Here is a 23,552-nt window from a genome sequence, read left to right on the forward strand (position 1 = left end):
GGCTCCTTCAGTATCGCGTACCTTTCGTCTGCATGCAAAAGTGCATTTAGTTTGGCCATTTTTATCGAAAAATGATCCATCTGCCTGCAAGACTGCAGCTGCTTTCCGGGAAAACGGGCCAAACAGGCCCCGAATTGCGAAACAGCATGCACTTTTGCAGGCAGAATGATGTAAAGGTCATATTCGGCCGAATGTACATGCATTTTTGCATGTAGATACTGAGGCTCACGCTTCTTCTGCTTCTTGAAAGTGAAAGAGTATACCAAGAAAAACCCGCTAAACCGCGGTCGCATCCCCCTGAGTTGCTTCGATCAACGTTTTTCTTTTAGAATCCGGAACGGATTCGCAAGAATTCCAACCTCTAAACCGCGGCTGTACATCATCGAATGGCTACGATCCAAAGGAACTTCTTATCGATAAACCATTTTGAGCTCGCCGAAATAGAGAGGCGAAAGAGAAAGGGTTTACCAAGAAAAACTACCGCTAGTCCGCGGTCGCACCTCCCCGAGTTGCTTCGATCAACGTTTTTCTTATATTTTTCCACAATTTTGTGTATGATATAGGGATAGAATAAGCCTGACATACAATCGGCGGAAGGGGAGGCATACGGGAGAGATGGAAACGAAGACGGCTTCATCCAATTTCATTAAAACGATTATAGCGGAAGATGTGAAAGAGGGCCGGACGAGCCAGGTAATCACGCGGTTCCCGCCGGAGCCGAACGGGTATTTGCATATCGGGCACGCCAAGGCGATTTGCCTCAATTTCGAGCTGGCCAAGGAGTTCGGCGGTCGGACGAATCTGCGGTTCGACGATACGAACCCGGTCAAGGAAGATACGGAGTATGTCGACGGCATACTAAACGATATCAAGTGGCTCGGCTTCGAATGGGACGAGCTTCATTTCGCGTCGGACTATTTCGAGGAAAATTACGAGCTTGCCGTTCGGCTGATCCGCAAAGGCTTGGCTTATGTCGACGATCAATCGCCCGAAGAAATGCGCATCGCGCGCGGAACGTTGACGGAACCGGGTGTCGAGAGTCCTTACCGCAACCGCTCCGTGGAGGAGAATCTGGACCTGTTCGCCCGGATGCGGGCCGGCGAGTTCAAGGACGGCGAGCGGGTGCTGCGCGCCAAAATCGACATGGCGTCCCCGAACATCAATATGCGCGATCCGGTGCTGTACCGCATTCTGAAGGCGCACCACCACAAAACGGGCGATGCCTGGTGCATTTACCCGATGTACGATTACTCGCATCCGATCGGCGATGCGCTTGAAGGCGTCACCCATTCGCTATGTTCGCTCGAGTACGAGGACCATCGTCCGCTGTACGATTGGGTCATCCGCGAGTGCGAGATGGAGCATGTCTCCCGCCAATACGAATTCGCCCGTTTCAATATGACGAATACGATCATGAGCAAACGGTATTTGAAGATGCTGGTAGATACGAAGGTAGTGGACGGCTGGGACGATCCGCGCATGCCGACATTAACGGGAATGCGCCGCCGGGGCTACACCCCGGAAGCGATCCGCAATCTGATGCGCGAGGTGGGCGTGGCCAAGGCGGTATCGACCGTAGACGCCCAGTTTCTCGACCACTTCGTACGCGAGGATCTGAAGCTGAAGGCGCCGAGGACGATGGCCGTGCTGGAGCCGCTGAAGGTCGTCATTACGAACTACCCGGAAGGGCAAGTGGAGATGCTGGAGGCCGAGAACAACCCTGAGAATCCGGAGATGGGCAACCGGTCCATTCCGTTCTCGCGGGAGATATGGATCGAGCGGGACGACTTTATGGAGACGCCGCCTCCGAAATACCACCGGCTGTTCCCGGGCAATGAGGTGCGGCTGAAGCACGCCTACTTCATCAAATGCGAGGAAGTTGTCAAGGACGAGAACGGCAACGTCGTCGAGATCCGCTGTACGTATGATCCGGAAACGAAGAGCGGAAGCGGGTTTACCGGCCGCAAGGTGAAAGGGACGATCCATTGGGTGGACGCGACGCAAGGCATTCCCGCCGAGTTCCGGCTGTACGAGCCGCTCGCGCTGGACGAGAAGGTGGATACGGACAATTTTCTTGAGCGCCTTAACCCGAACTCGCAGGAAATCGTCAACGGCTTTGTGGAGCCGAACATGGCGGAGGTGGAGCATCAGGAGAAGTTCCAATTTTTCCGCCACGGCTATTTCAACGTCGATTCGAAATATTCGGCTCCGGGCAAGCCGGTGTTCAACCGCATCGTATCGTTAAAAAGCTCTTATGACCCCAACGCAAAATAGAAAATCTTCAGGAGAGGCTGCCGCAGCCTCTCTTTTACTTTGCTTAAGATGCAGGCAAGCAATAGATAGGGAAGATTCGGTTCCGCTAAATGGCAACAGGGGGAACAAAAAGTGCCGCTATGGTTGGCGGAGAGCGAGTCCAAGCCTCTGAACGGAGCTTTTAGTTCCTTTATTTCGCAAAAGAATGGCGAAATCGGCCTCCCGGAGCCCGATAACGGAACGAATCGTTCCCTTAAGCGCTCCTGGGCCGTCGTTTCCAATAGATAGCGGAACTTTTTGTTCCGTGAGAGCGGTCTTGTTTCGTTTAGCCATCCATGCCCCTCACGCGGCGCCACGGAGAACTGCAAAAGCGGCATCTGTAACCGAAAGTGTGCGGCCCATTAAGCTCGCAAGACTTGCTTGCTCGCAAACAACACACAACGAATCATTTCAGCTTGCGGGATGCTCTTTGTCTACCGCGATTGTATCGTTTACGCGCCGCGCATGCCCGCAGCCGTCCCCCCAAGTACCCGCCAAATTCGCACCTTTCTTCAACCAAACCCAAATTAGGCGCACTTCCGCACGTTTCCTGTAAGAAGACAAGGATTTCCATGGTATAATACTGTCATTGCTTACTTACGTACGGGAGAGGAACGGGAAACATGCTGTTTGTGCTGATCGCGCTATGGAGCGTGGGCATCGTGCTGCTGCTGTCGGATTCGCGCAAAAGCTCGATTCGCTGGTTGAGCGGCGTCGCCTTCTGCGGCGGATCCGGGGCGCTCTCCGCGTTGGTCGGGGATACGCTGCTGCCTTATGCGCAAGAGCGTCAAGCGGGCGACGCGCTGCTTAGCGTCTTGGAAGGGCTGCGGATCATATCCTCGCTGATGCAATATTACGGGCTGCCATATACGTTCGTCATGTTTGCGTTCAGCTACAATCCGGCATACATGACCCCGCGCCGCAAAAGGTGGCTGGCGCTGGTTTTGTTCGTGCCGATCGCGGCTACGCTTCTATTCGTTCGGCCGATTCATCCGATTCCGTTTCGGCTGACGGCGGCATGGGCGGTTCCCGCGGTAGGACTCGCCTCGCTCTGGGTCGTATTCAAACGGGAATCCCACGGGACGATGCGATTGAACGACCGATTGACCGGGCTTGCCATCGTGCCGACGGTGCTGCTCTGCTCGGTAATGAACTATGTGCTTCCAAGCTTCGGGTTTATCGAGATGTGGCGCTACAATACATGGATTATCGCGTTCGCGGTGCTGGTGTTCACCGTGGCCATCTTCAATTACGGCTTTCTCGGTATCCGCTTCCTCATCCAGACCCGGAAGCTGGACGTCTCGATCCGGGCCGTAACGTCCGGTACGGCGGTGCTGAACCACGCGATCAAAAACGATGTCGGCAAGACGAAGCTGTTCGGAGAGAAAATCCGCACCTATGCGGAGCGGACCGATCAGCCCGAGCTCGCCGCGGATATCGCAGTCGTGCTGTCGGCCACCCGGCATATCCAGGAGATGATCGCCCGCGTGCAGGACCAGACGCAGGAGCTTGCGCTACGGCCGGCATGGAACCGTCCCGGCGCCATGCTGGAGACGCTGCGCGACCAATTGGCCGTCGAGTCGTCGGCGGTCCGTATTCATCTGAGCGTGCCGGATTCGCTAGAGCTTTATTGCGACCGAGCGCAGACGATGGAAATGTGGAACAATCTGCTGACGAACGCAATAGAGGCGATGCCGGCCGGCGGGGACATTACAGTGAAGGTATACGACATCAAAAACTACACGGTGGCGGAAATCAAAGACACGGGGCCGGGAATGGACAAAAAATTGCTGAAGCAGGTCATGGAGCCGTTCTTCACGACCAAGGGCGACCGCCGGATGAATTTCGGGCTGGGCTTATCTTATTGCTACCAGGTGATGAAGAAGCATGGAGGCGGCTTCGATCTGTACAGCCAGCCCGGCAAAGGAACGACGGCGATTATGCGGTTTCCGAAGAACAAGAAAAGGAGCTGGAGCGGATGAACGATATTCGGGTGCTCATCGTTGAGGACGATCCGGATTGGCTGCGGGGGTTAAGCGCCTATTTGGCGAGCGAGCCCGGAATCGCGGTCGTTGCCGGCGCCGGCACGACCGAGGAAGCCGCAAAGGCTATTCGGGAGATGGAGTATGATATCGTCCTGATGGACATCATGCTTGCGGACGAGGTGGCCGGCATCGGCTTGGCGCAGGAGGTGCTGCTGCGCGGCGGGGCCAAGGTGCTGATGCTGACGTCCATGGAGCTGAAGGAGCTGATGTTCGACGCATTTCGGGCGGGGGCGGCCGATTACTTGATCAAGTCCGACTTCGAGCGGATTCCGGGTGCGATCCGGGACGCTTACCGCAACGAGTCGCCGATCAGCGCCGCTGCCGCCGCGCAAATGCGCGAGGAGTTCCGGCGGTTGAAGGAGCTGGAGCAATCGTACAAGAAAAAGGAGCTGCAGGAGAAAATTACGCCCTCAGAGCTCCAGGTGCTGGAAATGATCGACAAAGGAATGTCGCAGCCGGCGATCGCCGACAAGCTCGTCGTCTCGATCCGCACGATCAAAGTGCACGTCGGCAACATTTTGAAGAAGCTGGGCGGAGGCAGCAGCAAGGAGGCGGCCCGGAAAGCCCGCGAGATGGGCTTGTTCGGCGAGGAGGAACGAAACGGTTAAGCGTCTGCGTTAATTTCGCGGCCGATGGGGACGCTGGTTTAGAAAACGGCTACGCTGGTGTTGTCCGATGATGCCATCGGCTTCGGAAAATGCTGCATTGAAATGGTCCGGGAAGGTCGCCGTCTCAGGAACTGCTCCGTTAAAGCTCCCATGAAGATTCGCGCACACGGTGGCAACTCATGACGTTAATCGAGGCGCCTTCACGCAGCAGCTTCGCCATAATACTAGTCCGGCATTTCTGAAGTCCGTTCCCCTAGTGGAATGCCGTGATGAGGAGCGAAAAGTTCCGCTATTCGGCGGGCGGGGGAACAAATTGTTCCTTTATGAAGCGGTGAAGACAAGTGAGAAGGCCCAAACGGAACGAAAAGTTCCGCTATTGGCCGAAAGCAGGCTGTATAATGGGGTGCCGGGCGGAATAAAGGAACGATTTGTTCCGTTACGCCCCTTTTTCGACGTCGCCAAGAGCGATAAAAGAACTTTTTGTTCCGTTTTTTCTGACAGGGTACAAAATTCCGTAGCCGGGTACTAGTCTTATCCGATGATTCTTTCCCGCTCCCCGGTCAAGCTCAGTCTGCCCCCGGCTGCGCCGCCTCCGCGTTCAACTCCGAAGCACGCGTCCGAATCTCTTCCAGACTGTCGCGCACCTCTTCGAGCGGCAGTCGGCCGGCCTCGAGCGTGTCCGCGTCCAATGTCAGCAGTCGCTCGTAAAAACGTTCGGCCTGCTCCAGCAGCCGTCCATAAGCGGATTGATCCTCCGCCTTATCGTCGCCGTAATGGTCGAGCAGCTCGAACAGAACGTCCTCGGCGTCGGCGAACCGTCCCGCCGTGTCGTAGTAAGTCCACAGCAGCTCCTTCGTGCCGACGGGCAGCTCGTAGCCGCCCAAACGGTTCAGCAGCTCTCCGACTTGTCCGCGGATGTCCAGCCATTCCGTGGCGGACTGCTCGCCTGCGGCCAAAAGCGTCAAATTTAAAGCTTTCAGGTTCAACCTATAGGCCTCGTTCTCGCGCTCGAGCATGGCGCAAAGGTCGGCCTCTTCCTTCATCAAGCCGGCGAGGATGAGCATTTTCTCCGCCGTCGCTTCCCCGTCCCGGTTCAGCAAATCGGTCATATCGCGCTCGGACAGCGCCCGGATCAAATTCGGATTGAGCCCGAACAACCGTTTATACGTTTCGCCCAGAAGCTCCATCGCCTCTTGCGGCTTCAACTGCTTCTTAAGGCCGAGCAGCACGCCCAGCGCGCTGCCGAACTGTTCGATCAAGCGCATGACGTAATCGTTGCGGAACATGCGGTTATCGCCTCCCTTGCTCTTCGTATTCATCTCCTAATACGATTTACTATACCACACGTTTCTCTTTCGCCGAATATCGGTTACACTAGGGGCAGTACAGTCGTTTCAGGAATGGAGGCGGAACGCCCCGATGATCATCGATATTTTCCAGGATACGGTATGTCCGTGGTGCCGGATCGGCAAGGCAAACTTGCTGCAAGCACTGAATATGCGCGGAGGGGAGCGTCCCCAGCTCCGCTGGAGAGCATTCATGCTCGATCCGAGCGTACCCAAGGACGGGCTTCCTTTCATGACCACGATGAAGAAAAAGTACGGCGAGCAATTTTCGCGGGAGGGCATGCTCGGTCGGGTTGTGGAGGCCGGGACGGCGGCAGGGCTGAACTTCGATTTCGATAAAGTCGAATATATGCCCAACACGCGACTCAGCCACCGGTTGATCGCCATCGCACCGGACGGGCCGAAGGCGGAATTGGTCGAAGCGATTCACCGGGCCTATTTCGAGGAAGGCCGCAATATCGGGAAACAGTCGGTGCTGCTGGAGATCGCGGACGGGATCGGGCTGGATGCCGGGCCGCTCGGCGCGAGGCTGGACCGCGGCGAGGGCGAAGCGCAGGTCGAGGAAGATTTTTCAATGGCGAGAAGAATCGGAGTATCGGGTGTGCCCTTCTTTATTATCGGCAACAAATTCGCGTTATCCGGAGCGCAGCCTCCCGAGTCTTTCCTGAAGGTGTTCGGGCGATTGGAGCAGCAATCATGACGATCGGATACAAAAAAGCCATGCGGGTTACCCCTGCATGGCTTTTTTGTTCTTTGCTGTATTGTTTCCGGTTATAGCGGCATTTGTTGTCGGTCGAATTGCTGGAGGAGCTCGGTGGCCCGTTCCACGTCATTCTTGTGAACGTCCAGCTTGAAGGTGGAACGGCCTCGGCTGGCCAATTCGGATTGGGCGATGCCCATTCCTGCCGCCGCCTCGACCTTGAGCCGGCATTTGACGTCATTCGTTTTCAGGTACGCATACTTGGCTTCCAGCTCGTTCTCGCCGTCGCCGCTTCCGACGAGCAGCGTCTTCCAGCCTGCGCCGCGTAGGGCTACCCACGCAATCAGGAGAAGCACTGCCAACAGCATAATCATCCATCCCATGATCCAACACCGCCTTCATTAAGATTGTCGGTATGAGTCTCTGGCAAGCGATTACGGTTTGCGATATAGTATTCGGTTCGTTGCGTCCGTTTCGGGGGGTACAATTATAATTTTTTTTGAAATCCGCTAATTCCGCCTGCTTACGTTCTCCAAACTTTCGTTTTTTCCTTCAGGTAGGCGGACGGAGGGACGCCGGTCACCTTCTTGAACACTTTATTGAAGTAAGATTGCTCGCAAAAACCCAAGTAATCGGAAATTTCCCCGACCGTCATTTGCGAATTGATCAAAAAGTTGCACGCCGCCGCAATCCGGATTTGCTGGCTATATTCCGTAATCGTCTGCCCCGTTACTTGGCGGAAGACGGTGCTGATATAATTGGGCGTGCGCTGGACCAGCTCGGCCAATGCGGCGATGGCGATATTTTCGCGGTAATGGTTCATGATATAGTCTTGAATTTGCGTCACGATGGCGTACGATTTCGTAGGCACTTTCCGGGAATCGACCTCGCCGTTTACGATACATAGCATTTCCAGCAGGATGCTGTGGTAGATCGTTTCATAGTAAGCCGGTTTTCTCAGCCAGTGCTGGGTTAGAAGAGAGAAGCGGTTTTTTAAATAATCTCCGTTGAACGGCTGTACGTACCGGTATTGATGGTCCCGCAGCAAGGGGATAAGGGGGTCGTCCCCCTCGAGCCGGAAATGCGCCGCGTACATATGGTGCGGATCGCGAGGCCCGTTGTGTCCCGATCTCATCGTGCCTTCCGGGACATAGACGACGTCCCCCTTATGCAGAACAAGCTCGTCGCCGTCCACCGTGTAGACGAAGGAACCGTCGGTTACGAGCAGCAGAATATGATTTTTGGTCAGGCTTGGAGGGATCGACCAGTTCGGCTCGCATCGCTCGAAATAAACGGCAATCGGTGAAATCATGTGCAGCTCCCCCGGTATGTCAGGTTACGGCTTTCACAGCCAGTATAATCGTAAAAGCGCTTACCTGTCCAACTTCCGGGATTCGACGGGGATCGTAGATTTATTCAAATAACCGTATTCATGTTCATGGAAACGCTTTCGTCAATAAGCTATGCTTAGACTGTATGTGGCCGCATACCGAACTGTCCGTTGCTCCCGAGAGGGTAAGCGTTTTCCTTTGTTGTTCAACCACTATTGGGGGGGAGATTGTATGAATATTATTCAAAAGAAAGGAAGCATGCTCTGCCTATTCGGTTTAGTAGGAGCGCTGCTGGCCGGGTGCGGGAGCTCGGCGGATACGAAGCCTTCCGCGCCTAACGCCTCGATGCCCCCGGCTCAGAATACGTCTCCTGCAACGCTGACGTTATACGTTATGGGCGGACTGACGGAGGTTTACGCCAAGCAATATATCGTCAGCCATATACAGAAGCAAATGCCGCATATTACGATGAACATTGTTGTCGAAGGCAAAGGCACGGCCCCGCAGGAGCTGGTCACGGCCGGAACGATTCCCGACCTGATGTTTTTCCCGAACAACCGGTTGTACGATATGAACGAATTGGGGCTGCTCGCCAATTTGGATCCGCTGGTGAAGTCGCATCAAATAGATTTGACCCGATTGGACGACGGCCTTGTCGACAGCATCCGCAAATATTCCGATAAAGGCGAGCTGCTGACGATGCCCTGGGGAACGGGCAATTACGCGCTTTACTACAACAAGGATATTTTCGATAAGTTCGCGGTACCTTACCCGAAGGACGGCATGACCTGGGATGAAGTGTACCAGCTGGCGACGAGGCTGACCCGCATCGACGGCGGCGTGCAGTACAAAGGCTTCGACTTTGCCCCCTCGAACTATCTCGGCTACAATCAGTTGTCCGCCCCTCTAGTGGATGCGAAGACGGACAAAGCCTCGTTTAACACGGACGCATGGAAGAAGCTGTTCGAGACGTTCGGCAGGTTCGTGATGATCCCGGGCAACAATACGGCGGGCAACAATAAAGAGCTGGAGGATTTCACGAAAACCCGGACGCTGGCCATGAGAGCGGGAACGACGATGCTCCCGCAGCTGCTGGCGCTGGAAAAGGAGGGCAACCCGATCAATTTCGATCTCGTCTCGTTCCCGGCTTTCCCGGAGACGCCGAAGACGAGTCTGCAATATTTGGCCAGCACGTTCGCGATCTCGACGCAAAGCAAATACAAGGACCAGGCGATGGAGATCATTAAAATTATGCTGTCGGACGAGGTGCAGAAGGAAGGGGCGGGCATTCTTCGGCTGACCGCCCTGAAAAGCGAGGAGGTCCGAGGCGCGACCGGAAAAGACTATCCTTCCATTTCCGGCAAGAACATCAAGGCGCTGTACGCGAACAAACTCGCGCCGACCAAGGAGGCGACCAAGTACGACGACATCGTCCGCAAGGCGCTGCCCGCCCATTTCAACAACTATGCTCAAGGTAAAAAGGATTTGAACACGGTGCTGCGCGAGGCGGAGGAAGAGGTCAACAAAAAGATAGCGGAACAAAAGGCGAAGTAGTCCGTCAGATAGGCCGGGGGTCCCCGGCAATAATCGCATAGCAGATCCGATGGGATATACACCGGCGTGCCGCAAGCGCCGGTGTTTTCGTGCTGCCGATGGTTTCCGCCGTTTGTGATACAATAGGTGGCAAAACGAAAGAGGCAAGGAGCGGACATTCATGATTCGGATCGGATTGGCAGGCTGGGGCGACCACGGGGCGTTGTATCCGCCGGGGACGGGAACGCAGGACAAACTGCGGCAGTACGGCAAAACGTTCCCGATTGTGGAGGTCGACAGCTCTTTCTATGCGATACAGCCCGAGCGGAACTATGAGAAATGGGCGCAGGAGACGCCCGCATCTTTCGGCTTTATCGTAAAAGCTTACCAAGGAATGACCGGCCATCAACGGGGCAAGCCGTCGCACGAATCGACCGGTGCCATGTTCGAGGCGTTCATCGCTTCGATCCGGCCGCTGCGCGAGGCGGGCAAGCTGAAGGCGGTGCTGTTCCAATACCCGCCCTGGTTCGACTGCACGCGCCCGAACGTGGACGAGCTGCGCCGCGCGAAGGAGCGAATGGGGGAGATGCCGCTGGCGCTGGAGTTTCGCAATCAGAGCTGGTTTTCCGAAGACATGCGCGAGAGAACGCTGACGTTCATGGAGCGGGAAGGCTGGGCGCACAGCATTTGCGACGAGCCCCAGGCGGGTGCCGGGTCGGTGCCGATCGTCGACGTGCCGACGCATCCGGGGCTGACGGTCGTCCGGTTTCACGGACGCAATACGGAAGGGTGGCACAGCAGCGGAGAACCGAACTGGCGGGACGTGCGATACTTGTACCACTACAGCCGGGAGGAGCTCGCGGAATGGGCCGGGCGGCTCGTGCGCCTGCAGGAGAGAACGGAAGAAATATGCGTGCTGTTCAACAACAACTCCGGGGGAGATGCGGCAGGCAACGCGCTGGAGCTGGCCGGCATGCTCGACCTCGGTTATCCGGAGCTGCCGGAGACTCCCTTGCAGCTTGACTTATTCGACGACCTATAATTTTCATATCTAATGCATATTAATGCGTATTTACGGATTGATACTTTCGCTTTTTCGAATTAATATTGGAATTGCATATGATTAGAATTAGATATGAGTTACTATTGAGATCCATTGCTAAAGAGGGGGGGGTTATTTTTAAGTATTGCGATTTTGATTTTAAAAATGCTATTCGGGGGACGCGCGGGCGAAATGTGCAACGACATATGCATCAGATATTGTGTACGATCTTCATTGAAAGCGTTTTATCTATGAAAATTTCGTTCATGATCACTTCGGGAGGTAAACGGTATGAAAAGAACATGGGCAGCTCTTATAGCGGCGTCGGCATTGACCGCTTCCACCGCATGCGGTTCAACCGGCGGCGACGGCAAAGCGGCGGAAAAAACGGCAAATTCTGCAGCGAAAAGCGATGAGCCCGCGGAGCTTACGTTTTATATGACCAGCAATAAAATCGAAGAGAAAGCGTTCAACGAGAAGTACGGCGACAAAATCCGCGAGAAGTTTCCCAAGTATACGATCAAGTACATTATGCAGGAGGATTCGAAAACGCTTCCAAATCTCATCGCGGCCGGACAGACGATCGATATTATGATCAGCTCGATCGGCCTTACCTCGGCCTTTCTGAACAATATGAATTTGCAATACGACATCAGCGAGCTGATCAAGACGAACGGCTACGATCTATCCAAGCTCGAGCCGACTTCGGTGGAAATTCAGCGCCAAATCGCCAACGGCGGCATGTACGGGCTGCCGATCGGCACCTCCTCGGCCGCGCTGTTCTACAATCGCGATCTGTTCGACAAATTCGGCGCCGCTTATCCGAAGGACGGCATGACGTGGGACGAAGTGTACGAGCTTGCCAAGAAAATGACCCGCAAGGAAGGCGATATCCAGTACAAAGGTCTGACGATGGCGTTCCAGCACCTGATGTTTCTGAATCAGAACTCCGCCGAGTTTGTCGATCTGAAGACGAATAAGTCGAGAATGACCGAGGAATCGTTCAAGAAGACGCTGTTGAACTATGCCCGTTTTTATCAAATCCCCGGAAACGAGCTGCCGAAAAACAAATTTACGCTGGCCTCTCAATCGACGCCATTTCTGCAGGACCATACGGCGGCCATGTACATTACGCTCAGCGCTCCGCCCAAGGACGATCCGACTTCCCCGAACTGGGACGTCGTACAAGTGCCATCGTTGACGGATAAGCCCGGGATCGGCATGCAATCGTATCCGACGTATCTCTACTTGACCAGCATGAGCAAAAACAAGCAGGCGGCCTTCAACGTGATGTCGTATTTGACCTCGAGCGAATACCAGCAATGGATGGTCGAGACAGGCGGCGGCTTCTCCTCGCTCAAGGATCCGAAGCTTTTGGAGACGTACGGCAAAAACGCGGCTTATTTGAAGGGGCGGAATTTGAAAAGCTTGCTGCCGAAAACGTTTGCGGCTCCCACGGTGAAAACGGAGTTTCAAGCGCTGGGCGATAAAGAGGGCTATACCGCTTTGGAAGATTATTTGAATGGTGTGGACATCAATACCGCGCTTCGCAGCGCGTCGGAGCGGCTGGATAAAGCGATTGCGGCCCAACAAGGCAAATAAGGCAAGCCTAGAAACCGTTGTCAAATGACGGGGGATGCGACTGGCTCCGGAATTCGCTGGGCGTCTGGCCGACTGCGCTCTTGAACGTCTTGCTGAATTGCGAGGAAGAGGCAAAGCCGATCTGGTAGGCGATGTCCGTCAGCGTCATTTCGGGGTGCTGCAAGAGCAGCCGTTTGCTCTCGAAAATGCGCTGCAGCAGCACGTATTTGTGATACGTCATCCCCTTTTCCCGCTTGAACGTGCGGATCAGATGATCGGGACTGAGGTGGAACAGGCCTGCCATATTTTTTAACGAAAGGTCTTCGTGCAGATGAGTATCGATGTAGGCGCACAGCCGGCTTATAGGTTCCTCGCCGTACATCCTGCGCGGCGAGCGCAGTGCGGCTGTCCGGTCCGGCTCCGACTCCAGACCTCTTCGAATGATGACGGCCAAATTCAGCAGTCCGGCGACGATCATTTGCTGCCAGCCGGCTTGCTGCTCCTTCATTTCCCGGTGCATCACGAACAGAAGCTGCTTGATCGACAAGTACGTATCCGGCTGCAGCTTGATTTGATGGCAGGAGGAGTCCGGGAACAAGCAAAAGTCCGGATTCGGCAGCAGCGAGGATAGTCTACGCTCATCGATCAGAACCACCATCCTCGTATAGGAGCGCGACGGGTCGATATAGACCTGATGGGGCAGCTTCCCCGGAAAAATGAGAAGCTGCCCCGGCGACTGCCTGAGTATATTTTTATCGACTACGAACGTTCCTTGGCCTTCCAGCGTCAAATTCAGCTCGATGCCGGGCTGGACGTGCAGCTTATGATTATGCGTGCTCAAAAAATCGTGGCGCAAATAGACGGGGAAATCTTCAAGCCATTTCTTGACGGAATCGTTCCAAGCCGGCAATTCGTTGATTAGCGAACGGTCCAGTTCCATTGCAAGCGTCCCCTTTCCCGACCCGGTCCGGAAGGACGAAAGCCCTTCCCTTCTCCCCATCATAATAAACGACTTTGGAAAAAGCAATATGACGGACGGGACTGGGACGCGTGATCGCTGGCTGTATGGTCGGCGGACTCCGGTTATTTTTTAATCGCCGCCTCGATCGCCTTGTTGGCGTTTTCTTCGGTGTCGCGCAAAGCGGTGTTGACGTCCTTCTTGCCCGTGGCGACATCGACGATGGCGACGGCCAGGTGCGAGCGGACGGTGCCGTCATACTTCGTAACCCGGATCGGCTTGCCGATCGTATCCGCGAAGACGGCCTTCGTATAATTGGTGCCCTTCAGAAACGGGAGCTTTGTGCCGAATTCCTTGACGATGCTTTCATCCTTCAAGACGGGAACGCGTCCGACGCGAGCGCTCTCGGTCTGCATTTCGTTCGAGAGGAAGAACGAGACGACCTTGAACGCTTCGTCGCGATGCTGGCTGCTCGGAGGGATGGCCAGGAAAGGCGCGTTCATTTGCGAACCGACGTTCTCCATGCCGGTAAAGCGCGGGTTCGACACCACGTCCCAGTCGAGTCCGTTCTCGATGGCGGCCGGCAGCAGCTCCAGCGGGCTCGGTCCGCCTCTCATCGCGAGCGTCTGCTGCTTGAAGAACAGGTCGTCCTCCTTGGCGTTCACGATATCGTTGTTGTTGGTGCGGTAGAAGCCGGCCATCGTTTCCAGCCATTTTTTCCATGGGTCCGTGTTGACGATCGCTTTGTTCGTATTCGGATCGACGAACGGCAGTCCGATCTGGTTTTTGTAGATCAGATTCAGGCCGGAGTAAGCGTACCCTCTGTATTGGATGCCGCCTTCCGTCCGGGATACTTTCTTGATCAGCTCGTTCATCTCATCCCAGGTCATGCCGTCTTTCGGATATGGAACGCCGAACTTATTGAAAATGGTTTTGTTGTAAATCAATACGTTATTGTTCAGCTCGTAAGGCATTACCGGAACTTCGCCCTTGTCCGAGTACATTCTGGCAGATTCCAGCACGCCCGGAGCGAGACGGTTCAGGTCGAATTTGTACTTGGAGATCAAGTCGGACATGTCGGAGACGAGCTGCAGATCGAGCGCTTTGAACAATCCGCCCGCCGAGTAGGCGATCAGGTCGAGCTTGACTCCGGAGGCGATCACGTTCTCGATCGTTTCATTTAAGTACGGATTTAAAATGATGTTGTATTGCTCTTTGATTCTCGCTTTCCATTCTTCCATCAGCGAGCCGGAGTAACCGTTGTAGAAAAAGTTGATCGTGACGGGCTCCTTGAGCTTTTCATCGATCGATGCCGCGGCCGCCGCTTGCTCGTTCGGCTTGTTCCCGGCCGCCGTTTCGCCCGTCGTGCCCCCCTGACTGCCGCATGCGGCCAGCATTGCGATGATCGGCACTATAGCGACACCTTTTTTGATCAATGCTTTCATTGGCAGACACCTCTTTGTTAGTTTTTAACGAGGCTCCCATGCCAGCCCGATTCCCTGCTTGACAAGCAGCTGCTGAAACGACTCCAGAAGCTCCGCGTCGTTTCGGACCGCACGCGGCCGAACATTGCGCTCGTGGCAAAAGGCGGCCAGCAAGCCGGCCGATTCGCCGATGTTCCACTCCACCGGATGCAGCCGGTAGCAGCCGTTCGTAATGTGGGTCGTGCCGATGTTTTTGCAGGCGGCGAGCAGATTGTCCATCCGGATCGGAATAAGGCTGCCGAGCGGAATTTGAAACGGCAGCGGCGAGAAATGGATGTAGTGGCGGTTGCCCGTGCTCGGATGCAGATCGATCGCGTAATAGCCGATGCCGACCGAGTCGGCGAATGTTTCCGCACGGCCGTCGCTATGGAACGGGGCCGTCACATGCTGCTCGATCACGGTGAACTCGGCCTTGATCCGTCTCGACTCGCGAATGTACGGGTACTTGGCCAAGCCGTCCGGCGTTCCGAATACATCCTTGCGCAGCCGCAGTCCGGGATAGCCGATTTTGCCGTCCGGGCGGGGCGCTTCCGTCTGCATCCAGTACAGCAGCGACAAGCTGAGCTGCTTGGCTCCTTCCAGATGGCGCGCCTTCTCCGCTTCGCTCACATCGATGATCGGGCCGAGGAAATAATCGTTTTGCGGCCAGTTTACGACGGTGATATCGCTTTCATACGTCCCGGCGATAAAGTGGGATTTGTCCGCGATCCGGCGGTAGTTGAACAAGCAGTAGGCGTCCTTTTCCGGGAAAAGGGAGTATTGTCTCGCCGCATGGGTGACGGGGTGAGGCCCGATCCAATCGAACATGGGCGCCGGCCAGAAATCCGGACGGTAGCTGCGCCAAAACGCATAGTCTGCCGGCTTGCCGATCGTATGGTCTTCGCCCTCCCGGTAGTCTACGGCGAAGCAGTGGGTGATCGCTTGCATGTCCATCGGGTTGGGGGCGCCTTCCAGGGCGTGAGGCTCTCCGGTCTGCTCCCGGGATTCCGCACCCGTTACATATTCCGCCCCGGCCATCGGCAGCAAATCCCCGCATTCCGTCGCATCCAGAACATAAGGGGCGACTATGGTCAAAAGGTCTCCGGATTCCAGGCAGCGGACCGTAACCGAACGGATCGAGTCTCCCTCCGTCTCGACCGAATTCGCCATATGACGAAGAAGAATAACGAGACGTCCGCTATGGACGTAGGGCGCGGCCATCTGCGTGAGCACCGCGAGCGCAGTTCTCGGCTCATGGCTGATCCGGCTGACCGAAGCGCTTCCGGGGTTCAGGTGCCGTGCCGACCGCGCATCCTCCGTCAGCGGAAAATGGCTGCGGTAATAGTTCCTTACTCCGTCCCGGAACTGCCGGTATGTGCGCGTGCAGCCGGCCGTTTCGATCCAGGGATGCTCGTCGGGCGGTACGCCCTGACTCGTCACCTGGCCGCCGATCCATTCCGTTTCTTCCGTCAATATGACGTTTTTGCCCATTGAGGCCGCTGCCAGCGCGGCCGCGAAGCCGCCCAGTCCGCCGCCGATAACGGCTATATCCGCGTGCAATTCCTGTTTCATGCCATCCTCCCGTTTGCTGTATCGCTATTAGTTTGTGGAGATCAAACCAACTATACATCCGGCGCCTTTCCCGGTCTATTCGATAATAGACGCGATCTTTGTGCATTATCGACATTCGGGAAACGGCTGGAAATCGATTCGGAGACGGGGGAGGATGCTTGAAGCGGGACGGCGTTTTCGATATGCTATATTTTAGGAAAAAGACTGAGGGGTAGCACAATGGCGGAGAAACCGAGCAGAAAAACATTCCGGGTCCGGTTGGACGAGATGGTCGACCTGTTGCGCGAAGAAATATGGTCGGGCAAGCTTGGCGTCGACAAGTACTTGCCGTCGGAGGCCGAGCTGGGGAAGCAGTTCCAGCTGAGCAACAACTCGGTGCGCAAAGGACTGGACGTGCTCGTCCAAGAAGGGCTGATCGAGAAAATCCCCAAAGTCGGCAATCGCGTCGTCTCTCCGACTCCGGATACGAACACGGTGGTCCGATTCGGATATCACGGAACGATAGCGATGGAGACCGGCATCGAACGTTTGCTGGAAAAATTCCATAAGCGTTATCCGCACATTCAGGTACAGACGCTGAAGGTGCCGACCTACAACTATTTCAGCTTCTATAAAGAATATATGGAGGCGAATCTGCTCGACATTTTTACGATGAACGACTACAACTTCGGCGTCTTGCTGGAGCACGATGCGGTCGATCTTCTCGAACCGGTGGAGACCGATGCGGACCATTACCCGTTTCTTACCGAACCGTTTATGGCGGGAGGAGAGCAGCTCGTTCAGCCGCTTATCTTTACCCCGCTCATTTTATGCTACAATAAGGAGCATTTTCTCGAAAACGATTTGCCGGAGCCGGATAGCGGCTGGACGTGGGACAAGCTGTTCCGCGTTGCCGAGCGTCTGGCCGTCGTGAATGAGCGGTACGGGTTTTATTACCACATGCTGGCGCGCAACCGATGGCCGCTTTTTCTGCTGCAGAGCGGCATGAAGTTCGAGAAGGACGAACGGGGCTTGTACAAGCTGGATTGCGACAAGCTGATGGAGGGCTTGGACGTATGCAAAAGCTTGCTGGAGATGGAGAATGTGTTCCCGTCGATGCTGTCCGCCAGCAACGCCGATGCCGAGGAGCTGTTCCTCCAGCAAAAAGTGTCGATGATCATCACGTCCTATTCGGCATTAAACGAGTTGAAGGATGCGGATTTTCCGTTCGATATCGCTCCGCTGCCATCCTTGCGGGATTTCCGCACTCTCATGATCGTGATCGGGCTGGCCATCAACCACAAGTCCAAGGTGAAGGAGGCGGCGAAGCTGCTTGGCGACTTTTTGCGTTCCTACGATTCCCAGCTCGGCATTCACCGCCATACGCTGAGCATTCCGGCCAACAAACGGGCGGCCGAATGGACGGGGGAAGAGAAGCTGTCCAGGCCGTCCCGCTATTATTTGTACCGGGAAATTATCCCGACGTTCCGTCTCGCCTCCGAGCTGAAGCTGAGCTCGAACGAGCTGAGTGCGGTATACCGGGAAGCGAAGCTGTATTGGTCGGGACTATACGACAGACCGACCGTGTGCCGCAATATCGAACGGGCTTTGAATGCGCCGAAGCCTTTGATTGCCGCAGAACAGGTCCGGGAATCGTAAATCAATAATCCGTCCTGAGCACGGACCGCTTCCACAGCTCGAACGGATTGTCGCCAGGCGTCCCGACCGCAAGACGGATCATCGGGAGACGGCGTTCCGTCACCGGTTTCGGTATTTCCTCATAAATCAGAGAGTCGTCAAAGCCGGCATCGGCAGCATCGTTCCGGTCAAAGCCGTAATAAACCGCGCGCACTCTGGCCCAGTAGAGGGCGCCGAGGCACATCGGACAAGGCTCGCAGCTCGTATATACGTCGCAATCGGTTAATTGGAAGTCGTTCAGGTTGCGGCATGCATCGCGAATCGCCTGCACCTCCGCATGAGCGGTCGGATCGTGGGCGGACGTTACCTCATTCACTCCGCGGCCGACGATTCGTCCGTCCTTGACGACGATGGCTCCGAACGGACCTCCCCGCGTACCTTTCGCATTGTTGCAGGCCATGGCTATCGCTTCTTGCATGAATTGTTCCTCGTTCATTCCTTACCCCTCCTGTATGCCGTCTCTACCGCTTATTCTATGATCGGCAGCCTTCATCGTGACTTATACACGAAGACTACCAGCATCGGGTCCGCACTGCAACGTATAAAATCGGATCACAATCGTCATAGTAAGACGTGAACCGCTTAAAACCACAGAACCCGGACAACAGGAGGGTCACGCACATGACCAAGACGAGGTACGATTCCAGCCTGCAGTCGCAAAATCCGATCTCGCAAGCGCAAAATTCGGTTGAGACGGCGCACAATGCCGTATCACAGGCTCAGTCGCATCCGACGGAACAGACGATAGGGCAGGCGGACAACGCGATCGCCAAAGCCGAGCGCGCCATCGATCAAGCCGGCTTGAGCCATAATCAGGCGCCGGTCGAGCTGGCCGAAGAAATGCTTGCGGAAGAGAAGCGGGAGCTGGGCGATTTGAAGCAGAGCGGGCAAGCAAGCCGCGAATCATAAGCGGCAGGCCGATTACGGCCCGGCCAACGTACGGCGTCGGAACATAAATGGTTCCGGCGTTTTTTCGTATGGAGCATAGTCCGGCGGGGAAATTGGAAACATAAGTATAAACGACTTGTTGTTTCCGGGAGGGGGAGGGCATGAGCCGAGCAACGAAGGGCGGTTCGCCGAAGGAGCCGGTCAAGGACGATCTGTACATCGATCAGTTGAAAAAGGTGCCTTTCAGCGGAAAGATCGAGGACGATGAGAACGAACTGAACCGCATCATGGCGGAAAGCTCGGATTTCGTCATACGCCAATTCCGTATGGAGAACGGCATCAAGGCGATTGTTTGCTATGTCGACGGGTTGTCCGATACGGAGCTGGTCGATCGCGTAATCGCAAGCCTCATGATCCGCAAAGGCGACCGCGTCCTGCTGGACGAGCTGCACAACCGCAACTTGCCCGTATCCCAAATTTCCGAAGCGGACAGCTTCGGCGAAATGATGCAGCTGGTGTTGGGCGGGGATGCCGCTCTGCTCGTGGACGGCAACGACCGGGCTCTGGTTATGGGATTGCGGGGGGCGGAGCACCGTAACGTTTCCGAGCCGGAGACGGAATCGGCCGTGCGCGGCCCGCGGGAGGGCTTTACCGAGCTGCTGCGTACGAACACGGCGCTGATCCGCCGCAAAATCAAATCGCCGCGGTTGAAAATGAAGCCGATGGTCGTCGGCAAAGAAACGAATACCGATATCGTCGTCACGTATATAGACGGCTTGGCCGATCCCGGGCTTGTGGAGGAGGTCGTGCGACGAATCGAGGCGATTGACATAGACGGCATACTGGAATCGGGCTACATCGAGGAGTTGATTCAAGATCACGGCTATTCGCCGTTTCCGCAGATCATGTACACGGAAAGGCCGGATACGGCGGCAGGCGCTTTGCTTGAAGGCCGGGTGGCGATCGTGACGGACGGAACTCCGTTCGTGCTGATCGTGCCGGTCACATTCTGGTCTTTCCTGCAGGCGAATGAGGATTATTACGAACGATTTCAAATCTCCACCCTGCTCCGCATGATTCGCATCCTGTTCATGGTAATCGCGCTGACGACACCCGCCTTGTACATAGCGGTAACGACGTTTCATCAGGAGATGCTTCCCACGACTTTGCTGCTTAGCGTAGCGGCCGCGCGCGAAGCGATTCCGTTTCCGGCGGTAGTCGAGGCGCTTATTATGGAGCTGTCGTTCGAAGCGCTCCGCGAGGCGGGCGTCCGGCTGCCGAAGGCGGTAGGCCAGGCGGTCAGCATTTTGGGAGCGCTCGTGGTCGGCCAGGCGGCGGTGGAGGCGGGCATCGTATCCGCCCCGCTCGTTATCGTCGTATCGATTACCGGGATCGCTTCGTTCGCGATTCCGAAGTTCAATGCCGCCATCTCCGTCCGTTTGCTGCGCTTCCCGCTCATGCTGCTCGCCTCCGTATTCGGGCTATACGGCATCGTGCTGGGAATTATGCTCATCATCGGCCATATGGCCCGGCTGCGCTCCTTCGGCATCCCGTACTTGGCGCCCATGAGCCCGTTGACGTTCGGCGATTTGAAGGATACGCTCGTTCGCGCACCGTGGTGGACGATGAAGCGGCGACCGCTGTCGCTCAATGTGGCCAATCTTACCCGATTGGGCGAAGAAACCTCGGGCGGGCACGGAAATAAACAGGCGACGGGGGATCGGGATGAAGCCGGGCAACAACACAAGTAAGCCGCGCCGCAGCATGATGCTGCCGGCTGTGCTTGTCGCTGCCGTTCTGGTTACGGGCTGCTGGGACCGGACGGAGGTGAACGATATCGCCATCGTGCTGGCAAGCGGCATCGACAAGGAGAAAGACGGCTATCGGGTCAGCATACTTGTACCGCTGCCCGGCAATATGGGCGGGGCGACCGGCGGAGGCGGGGGCAGCGGCGGCAACCGGCCTTACACGATCGATTCGGAAACGGGCCGCACGGTGCGGGAGGCATACACGAAGCTGCAGAGCCGCCTTTCCCGCAGGCTCTTTTCCGGTCACCGCAAAGTATTGTTGATCGGGGAAGAGGCGGCCAAGGACGGATTGACGGAAATTATGGATATTGCCGGCCGGGTGGCGGAGAACCGTTTGACAAGCTACATCGCGGTGTCCAAAGGAAAAGCCTACGAACTGCTGAATGCCGCGCCCAAGCTGGAGCGCTTCTCCACCGAGGCTCTGCGGGAGCTGCTGAAGTCCGACGCGGCCATTTCGATACAGGTGAAGGATGTCGCGCTCGAGCTGAGCGGAGAAGGCCAGGACACGCTGCTGCCGTATGTGGAGGCCGTGAAAACGGAAGGCAACAACAAGCCGAACGAGGAGCTGCAAATTAGCGGATACGTCTACACGTCGGGGGGCAAAATGGCCGGCATTGCCAAAGGGGACGCGGCGAACGGCATCCGGTGGCTCAAGAAATCGTTCAAGCCTTATTTGGAGACGGTAAGCGTGGGGGATAGCTTCGCGAGCGTCACGATCCGCAGGGGCAAAAGCTCCATTAAGCCATATCTCGTCGACGGCAGCATCCATTACAAAATCAAAGCGCAAGGCGAAGGAACGATTATCGAGGCGTCGGATAGCCGGGAATACGAGGAAAGACAAAATGTCGAGCTGCTGGAGCGGCAGCTGGAGAAAAAAATTACGAATGATATATCGGCCGTGGGAGACATCATCCGCAAGAAGCGCAGCGATATTCCCGGTCTCGGTGCGCTGCTCGGCCGGACGTATCCTTCGCGCTGGCGCGAAGAGTGGGGGCCGGACTGGCCCGACGCCATCGGGCGAATTCAGCTTCGCGTGCAAGTAGACGTGAATGTGAACCGGACCGGCATGTTCTCCAAAAATGTTGGCGCGAAGGAGCAGCCGGATGAATGACGCGTTATTCGCGGTATTGGTATGGATCGGCATCGGAATGACCGTGGCGCTGCAGTGGAAGCCGTTGCGGTCCTTATCCGCCGCGCAAAGATGGATATTTGTTTCATTGGCCGTATCGAGCGCGGGGATGTACGTCCTCTATTGGCTGGGCCTTGCATGGCCGATGCCGGCCCGCATCGTCTGCGAGTATGTGGCCCCGTATGTGGAGCGGATCGTAAAGGGGGGATCGTGACGTGGCGAAGGAACAAATCAGCGGCTACCAGCTCTTTATGCTGAGCACAGTCCTTTGCATGGCCTGCGCGATGGGCAGCCTGTTCAAGACACTGGCCATGGTGTCCGGACAGGATGCATGGTTCGACTTCATGTTCTCGATGCTGTACGGCTGGCTCGTCGCTTACTTGCTGTACCGGCTCGCGGCTGCCTATCCGGGCAAAAACATGTTCGAGATATGCGAGATCGCCTGCGGCAAATGGTTGGGCAGGCTGCTGAACGTTATCGTGCTTATGCACGTGATGCATTTGCTTGTACGAGATTTGCGCTTATTCGGCGACTTTATCGGGACGTCGGTGTTGCAGCGGACGCCTACGGAGTTTATATACTTGTCCGCCATGCTCGTGCTGATTTATTACGCGACCGGAAATTTCGAGGAGTTTTCGCGTTCGGTCAATTTGCTGTTTCCGGTTATTTTGCTCAGTCAGCTATTAATGCCCTTTCTCCTGGTCAACGAGATCGAGCCGAGCCGCCTCCAGCCCATGCTCGCCCAAGGACCCGGCGTGATCGTGAAGGGCGGGGCGCTTAGCGCCGGCTGGGCAGCCGACATATTCGTATTCGGGGCGTTTTTGAACTATTTGGGCAGCGCCCGGCAATTTTATGTGTCGTTGAAATTCGGAATCGTCTTTTCGACGATTTTGCTGACCGTTCTTATGCTGCTGAATGTGACCGTTCTGGGAGCGACGACGACCGCCAGGGCGATGTATCCGATCTTTACGTTGTCGGAGCAAATCAATATTACCGATTTTTTGGACCGGCTGGATGTGCTGCTGCTCGGATTTTGGATGCCGTCCTACCTGATGAAAATGATCCTGCTCTATTTCTGCTTCATGGCCGGGCTGTCGTCCATGCTCGGCACAGGCAAAATGCGGGGGATCAATGTGATGAGCGGCTGGTTCGCCTTGATGCTGACGCTGGTTTCGTTCAAAAGCGTCATGGAGGCGTACCGGTTCGGCAGCTATGCCGCTTTTCCGGTAGCGCTCGTTGTCCAGCTCTGCTTTTTCGTTCCCGTCGTGACGGGCATGCTGATCCGGAAACGCGGCAAGCGGAAACGGTCGCGACGGCCGAAAGGAAGCTTGGTTGCCGCAGCGGGCGGCTGGGTGTCGGTTGTAGTGGCGTTGGCGGCGCTCGGAATCGGGTGCTATACCGGACCTGTATATAAGGCTTACGGGATACTCGGGGCGGCGGCGTATGCCGCGGCGTTGGTAGGTGTAGCCGTGTTCGGAGCGATCGAATTTTGGCGGGCGAACCGGATCGTCCGCAAGCCCGCGGGCGGTCAGTAGAATAGGTATTGCTTCCTCTCATTCCCATATGATAGATTCAGAGT

General features: G+C 56.0%; 20 protein-coding genes. 13 read left to right on the forward strand and 7 right to left on the reverse strand.

From position 1 onward, the window contains the following. The first annotated feature begins 615 nt into the window (after positions 1 to 615). The 3 genes from FE784_RS16435 (at position 616) to FE784_RS16445 (ending at position 4,945) form a co-directional block, all read left to right on the forward strand. Entirely contained in the window at positions 616 to 2,274 is a 1,659-nt protein-coding gene (locus FE784_RS16435) for a glutamine--tRNA ligase/YqeY domain fusion protein (RefSeq protein WP_139603307.1), read from the forward strand. Positions 2,275 to 2,915: 641 nt separating this feature from the next. Beyond that, the gene (locus FE784_RS16440; protein WP_139603308.1) at positions 2,916 to 4,274 is read left to right on the forward strand and encodes a sensor histidine kinase; all 1,359 of its coding nucleotides are present in this window, start codon (positions 2,916 to 2,918) and stop codon (positions 4,272 to 4,274) included. Further along, positions 4,271 to 4,945, forward strand: coding sequence for a response regulator transcription factor (locus FE784_RS16445; protein WP_139603309.1), 675 nt, complete (start codon positions 4,271 to 4,273; stop codon positions 4,943 to 4,945). Before FE784_RS16440 ends, FE784_RS16445 begins: the two co-directional genes overlap by 4 nt. Before the next feature lie 566 nt (positions 4,946 to 5,511). Here the strand turns inward: FE784_RS16445 and FE784_RS16450 are convergent. Then, a complete protein-coding gene (locus FE784_RS16450; protein ID WP_139603310.1) occupies positions 5,512 to 6,231 on the reverse strand; it encodes a DUF6483 family protein in 720 nt (239 codons plus the stop codon). Positions 6,232 to 6,364: 133 nt separating this feature from the next. Here FE784_RS16450 and FE784_RS16455 point away from each other — a divergent pair, with 133 nt between their 5' ends. Beyond that, positions 6,365 to 6,991, forward strand: a complete 627-nt coding sequence (locus FE784_RS16455; protein WP_139603311.1) for a DsbA family oxidoreductase — start codon at positions 6,365 to 6,367, stop codon at positions 6,989 to 6,991. A 71-nt stretch (positions 6,992 to 7,062) separates the two neighbouring features. Here the strand turns inward: FE784_RS16455 and FE784_RS16460 are convergent, their stop codons facing one another. Beyond that, the gene (locus tag FE784_RS16460; protein WP_139603312.1) at positions 7,063 to 7,374 is read right to left on the reverse strand and encodes a hypothetical protein; all 312 of its coding nucleotides are present in this window, start codon (positions 7,372 to 7,374) and stop codon (positions 7,063 to 7,065) included. Between the two features lie 140 nt (positions 7,375 to 7,514). Further along, positions 7,515 to 8,303: a helix-turn-helix domain-containing protein gene (locus tag FE784_RS16465; protein WP_139603313.1), complete on the reverse strand. Its 789-nt coding sequence runs from the start codon at positions 8,301 to 8,303 to the stop codon at positions 7,515 to 7,517. A gap of 250 nt (positions 8,304 to 8,553) precedes the next feature. Here FE784_RS16465 and FE784_RS16470 point away from each other — a divergent pair, with 250 nt between their 5' ends. The 3 genes from FE784_RS16470 (at position 8,554) to FE784_RS16480 (ending at position 12,499) form a co-directional block, all read left to right on the forward strand. Continuing rightward, the gene (locus tag FE784_RS16470; protein ID WP_176706275.1) at positions 8,554 to 9,876 is read left to right on the forward strand and encodes an ABC transporter substrate-binding protein; all 1,323 of its coding nucleotides are present in this window, start codon (positions 8,554 to 8,556) and stop codon (positions 9,874 to 9,876) included. A gap of 160 nt (positions 9,877 to 10,036) precedes the next feature. Further along, complete coding sequence (locus FE784_RS16475; protein ID WP_139603315.1) at positions 10,037 to 10,897, forward strand: DUF72 domain-containing protein; 861 nt, start codon at positions 10,037 to 10,039, stop codon at positions 10,895 to 10,897. 291 nt (positions 10,898 to 11,188) lie between these two features. Continuing rightward, positions 11,189 to 12,499 carry an ABC transporter substrate-binding protein gene (locus FE784_RS16480; protein ID WP_139603316.1) on the forward strand — a complete coding sequence of 437 codons (1,311 nt, stop codon included), beginning with the start codon at positions 11,189 to 11,191 and terminating at the stop codon, positions 12,497 to 12,499. 7 nt (positions 12,500 to 12,506) lie between these two features. Here FE784_RS16480 and FE784_RS16485 read toward each other — a convergent pair whose 3' ends face one another. The 3 genes from FE784_RS16485 to FE784_RS16495 all read right to left on the reverse strand — a co-directional run bounded on the left by FE784_RS16485 (position 12,507) and on the right by FE784_RS16495 (position 16,471). Next, positions 12,507 to 13,418, reverse strand: coding sequence for an AraC family transcriptional regulator (locus FE784_RS16485; protein WP_176706276.1), 912 nt, complete (start codon positions 13,416 to 13,418; stop codon positions 12,507 to 12,509). A 143-nt stretch (positions 13,419 to 13,561) separates the two neighbouring features. Then, the gene (locus tag FE784_RS16490; RefSeq protein ID WP_139603318.1) at positions 13,562 to 14,881 is read right to left on the reverse strand and encodes an ABC transporter substrate-binding protein; all 1,320 of its coding nucleotides are present in this window, start codon (positions 14,879 to 14,881) and stop codon (positions 13,562 to 13,564) included. A gap of 24 nt (positions 14,882 to 14,905) precedes the next feature. Then, a complete protein-coding gene (locus FE784_RS16495) occupies positions 14,906 to 16,471 on the reverse strand; it encodes an FAD-dependent oxidoreductase (protein ID WP_139603319.1) in 1,566 nt (521 codons plus the stop codon). A gap of 219 nt (positions 16,472 to 16,690) precedes the next feature. Here FE784_RS16495 and FE784_RS16500 point away from each other — a divergent pair, with 219 nt between their 5' ends. Continuing rightward, positions 16,691 to 18,109, forward strand: coding sequence for an extracellular solute-binding protein (locus tag FE784_RS16500; protein WP_139603320.1), 1,419 nt, complete (start codon positions 16,691 to 16,693; stop codon positions 18,107 to 18,109). 1 nt (position 18,110) lies between these two features. Here FE784_RS16500 and FE784_RS16505 read toward each other — a convergent pair whose 3' ends face one another. Beyond that, positions 18,111 to 18,584 carry a nucleoside deaminase gene (locus FE784_RS16505; protein ID WP_139603321.1) on the reverse strand — a complete coding sequence of 158 codons (474 nt, stop codon included), beginning with the start codon at positions 18,582 to 18,584 and terminating at the stop codon, positions 18,111 to 18,113. Between the two features lie 185 nt (positions 18,585 to 18,769). On the opposite strand from FE784_RS16505, the gene FE784_RS16510 reads away from it, so the two are divergent. The 5 genes from FE784_RS16510 (at position 18,770) to FE784_RS16530 (ending at position 23,508) form a co-directional block, all read left to right on the forward strand. Then, entirely contained in the window at positions 18,770 to 19,057 is a 288-nt protein-coding gene (locus FE784_RS16510) for a hypothetical protein (RefSeq protein WP_139603322.1), read from the forward strand. 140 nt (positions 19,058 to 19,197) lie between these two features. Beyond that, positions 19,198 to 20,787, forward strand: coding sequence for a spore germination protein (locus tag FE784_RS16515; RefSeq protein ID WP_139603323.1), 1,590 nt, complete (start codon positions 19,198 to 19,200; stop codon positions 20,785 to 20,787). Next, entirely contained in the window at positions 20,762 to 21,955 is a 1,194-nt protein-coding gene (locus tag FE784_RS16520) for a Ger(x)C family spore germination protein (protein WP_176706277.1), read from the forward strand. The genes FE784_RS16515 and FE784_RS16520 overlap by 26 nt, the downstream gene beginning before the upstream one ends. Beyond that, positions 21,948 to 22,187, forward strand: coding sequence for a hypothetical protein (locus tag FE784_RS16525; RefSeq protein WP_139603325.1), 240 nt, complete (start codon positions 21,948 to 21,950; stop codon positions 22,185 to 22,187). The genes FE784_RS16520 and FE784_RS16525 overlap by 8 nt, the downstream gene beginning before the upstream one ends. Position 22,188: 1 nt before the next feature. Next, a complete protein-coding gene (locus tag FE784_RS16530; RefSeq protein WP_139603326.1) occupies positions 22,189 to 23,508 on the forward strand; it encodes a GerAB/ArcD/ProY family transporter in 1,320 nt (439 codons plus the stop codon). Positions 23,509 to 23,552: the final 44 nt, after the last annotated feature.

The organism is Paenibacillus hemerocallicola (assembly GCF_006265175.1).
Classification (GTDB): Bacteria; Bacillota; Bacilli; order Paenibacillales; family NBRC-103111; genus Paenibacillus_AB; species Paenibacillus_AB hemerocallicola.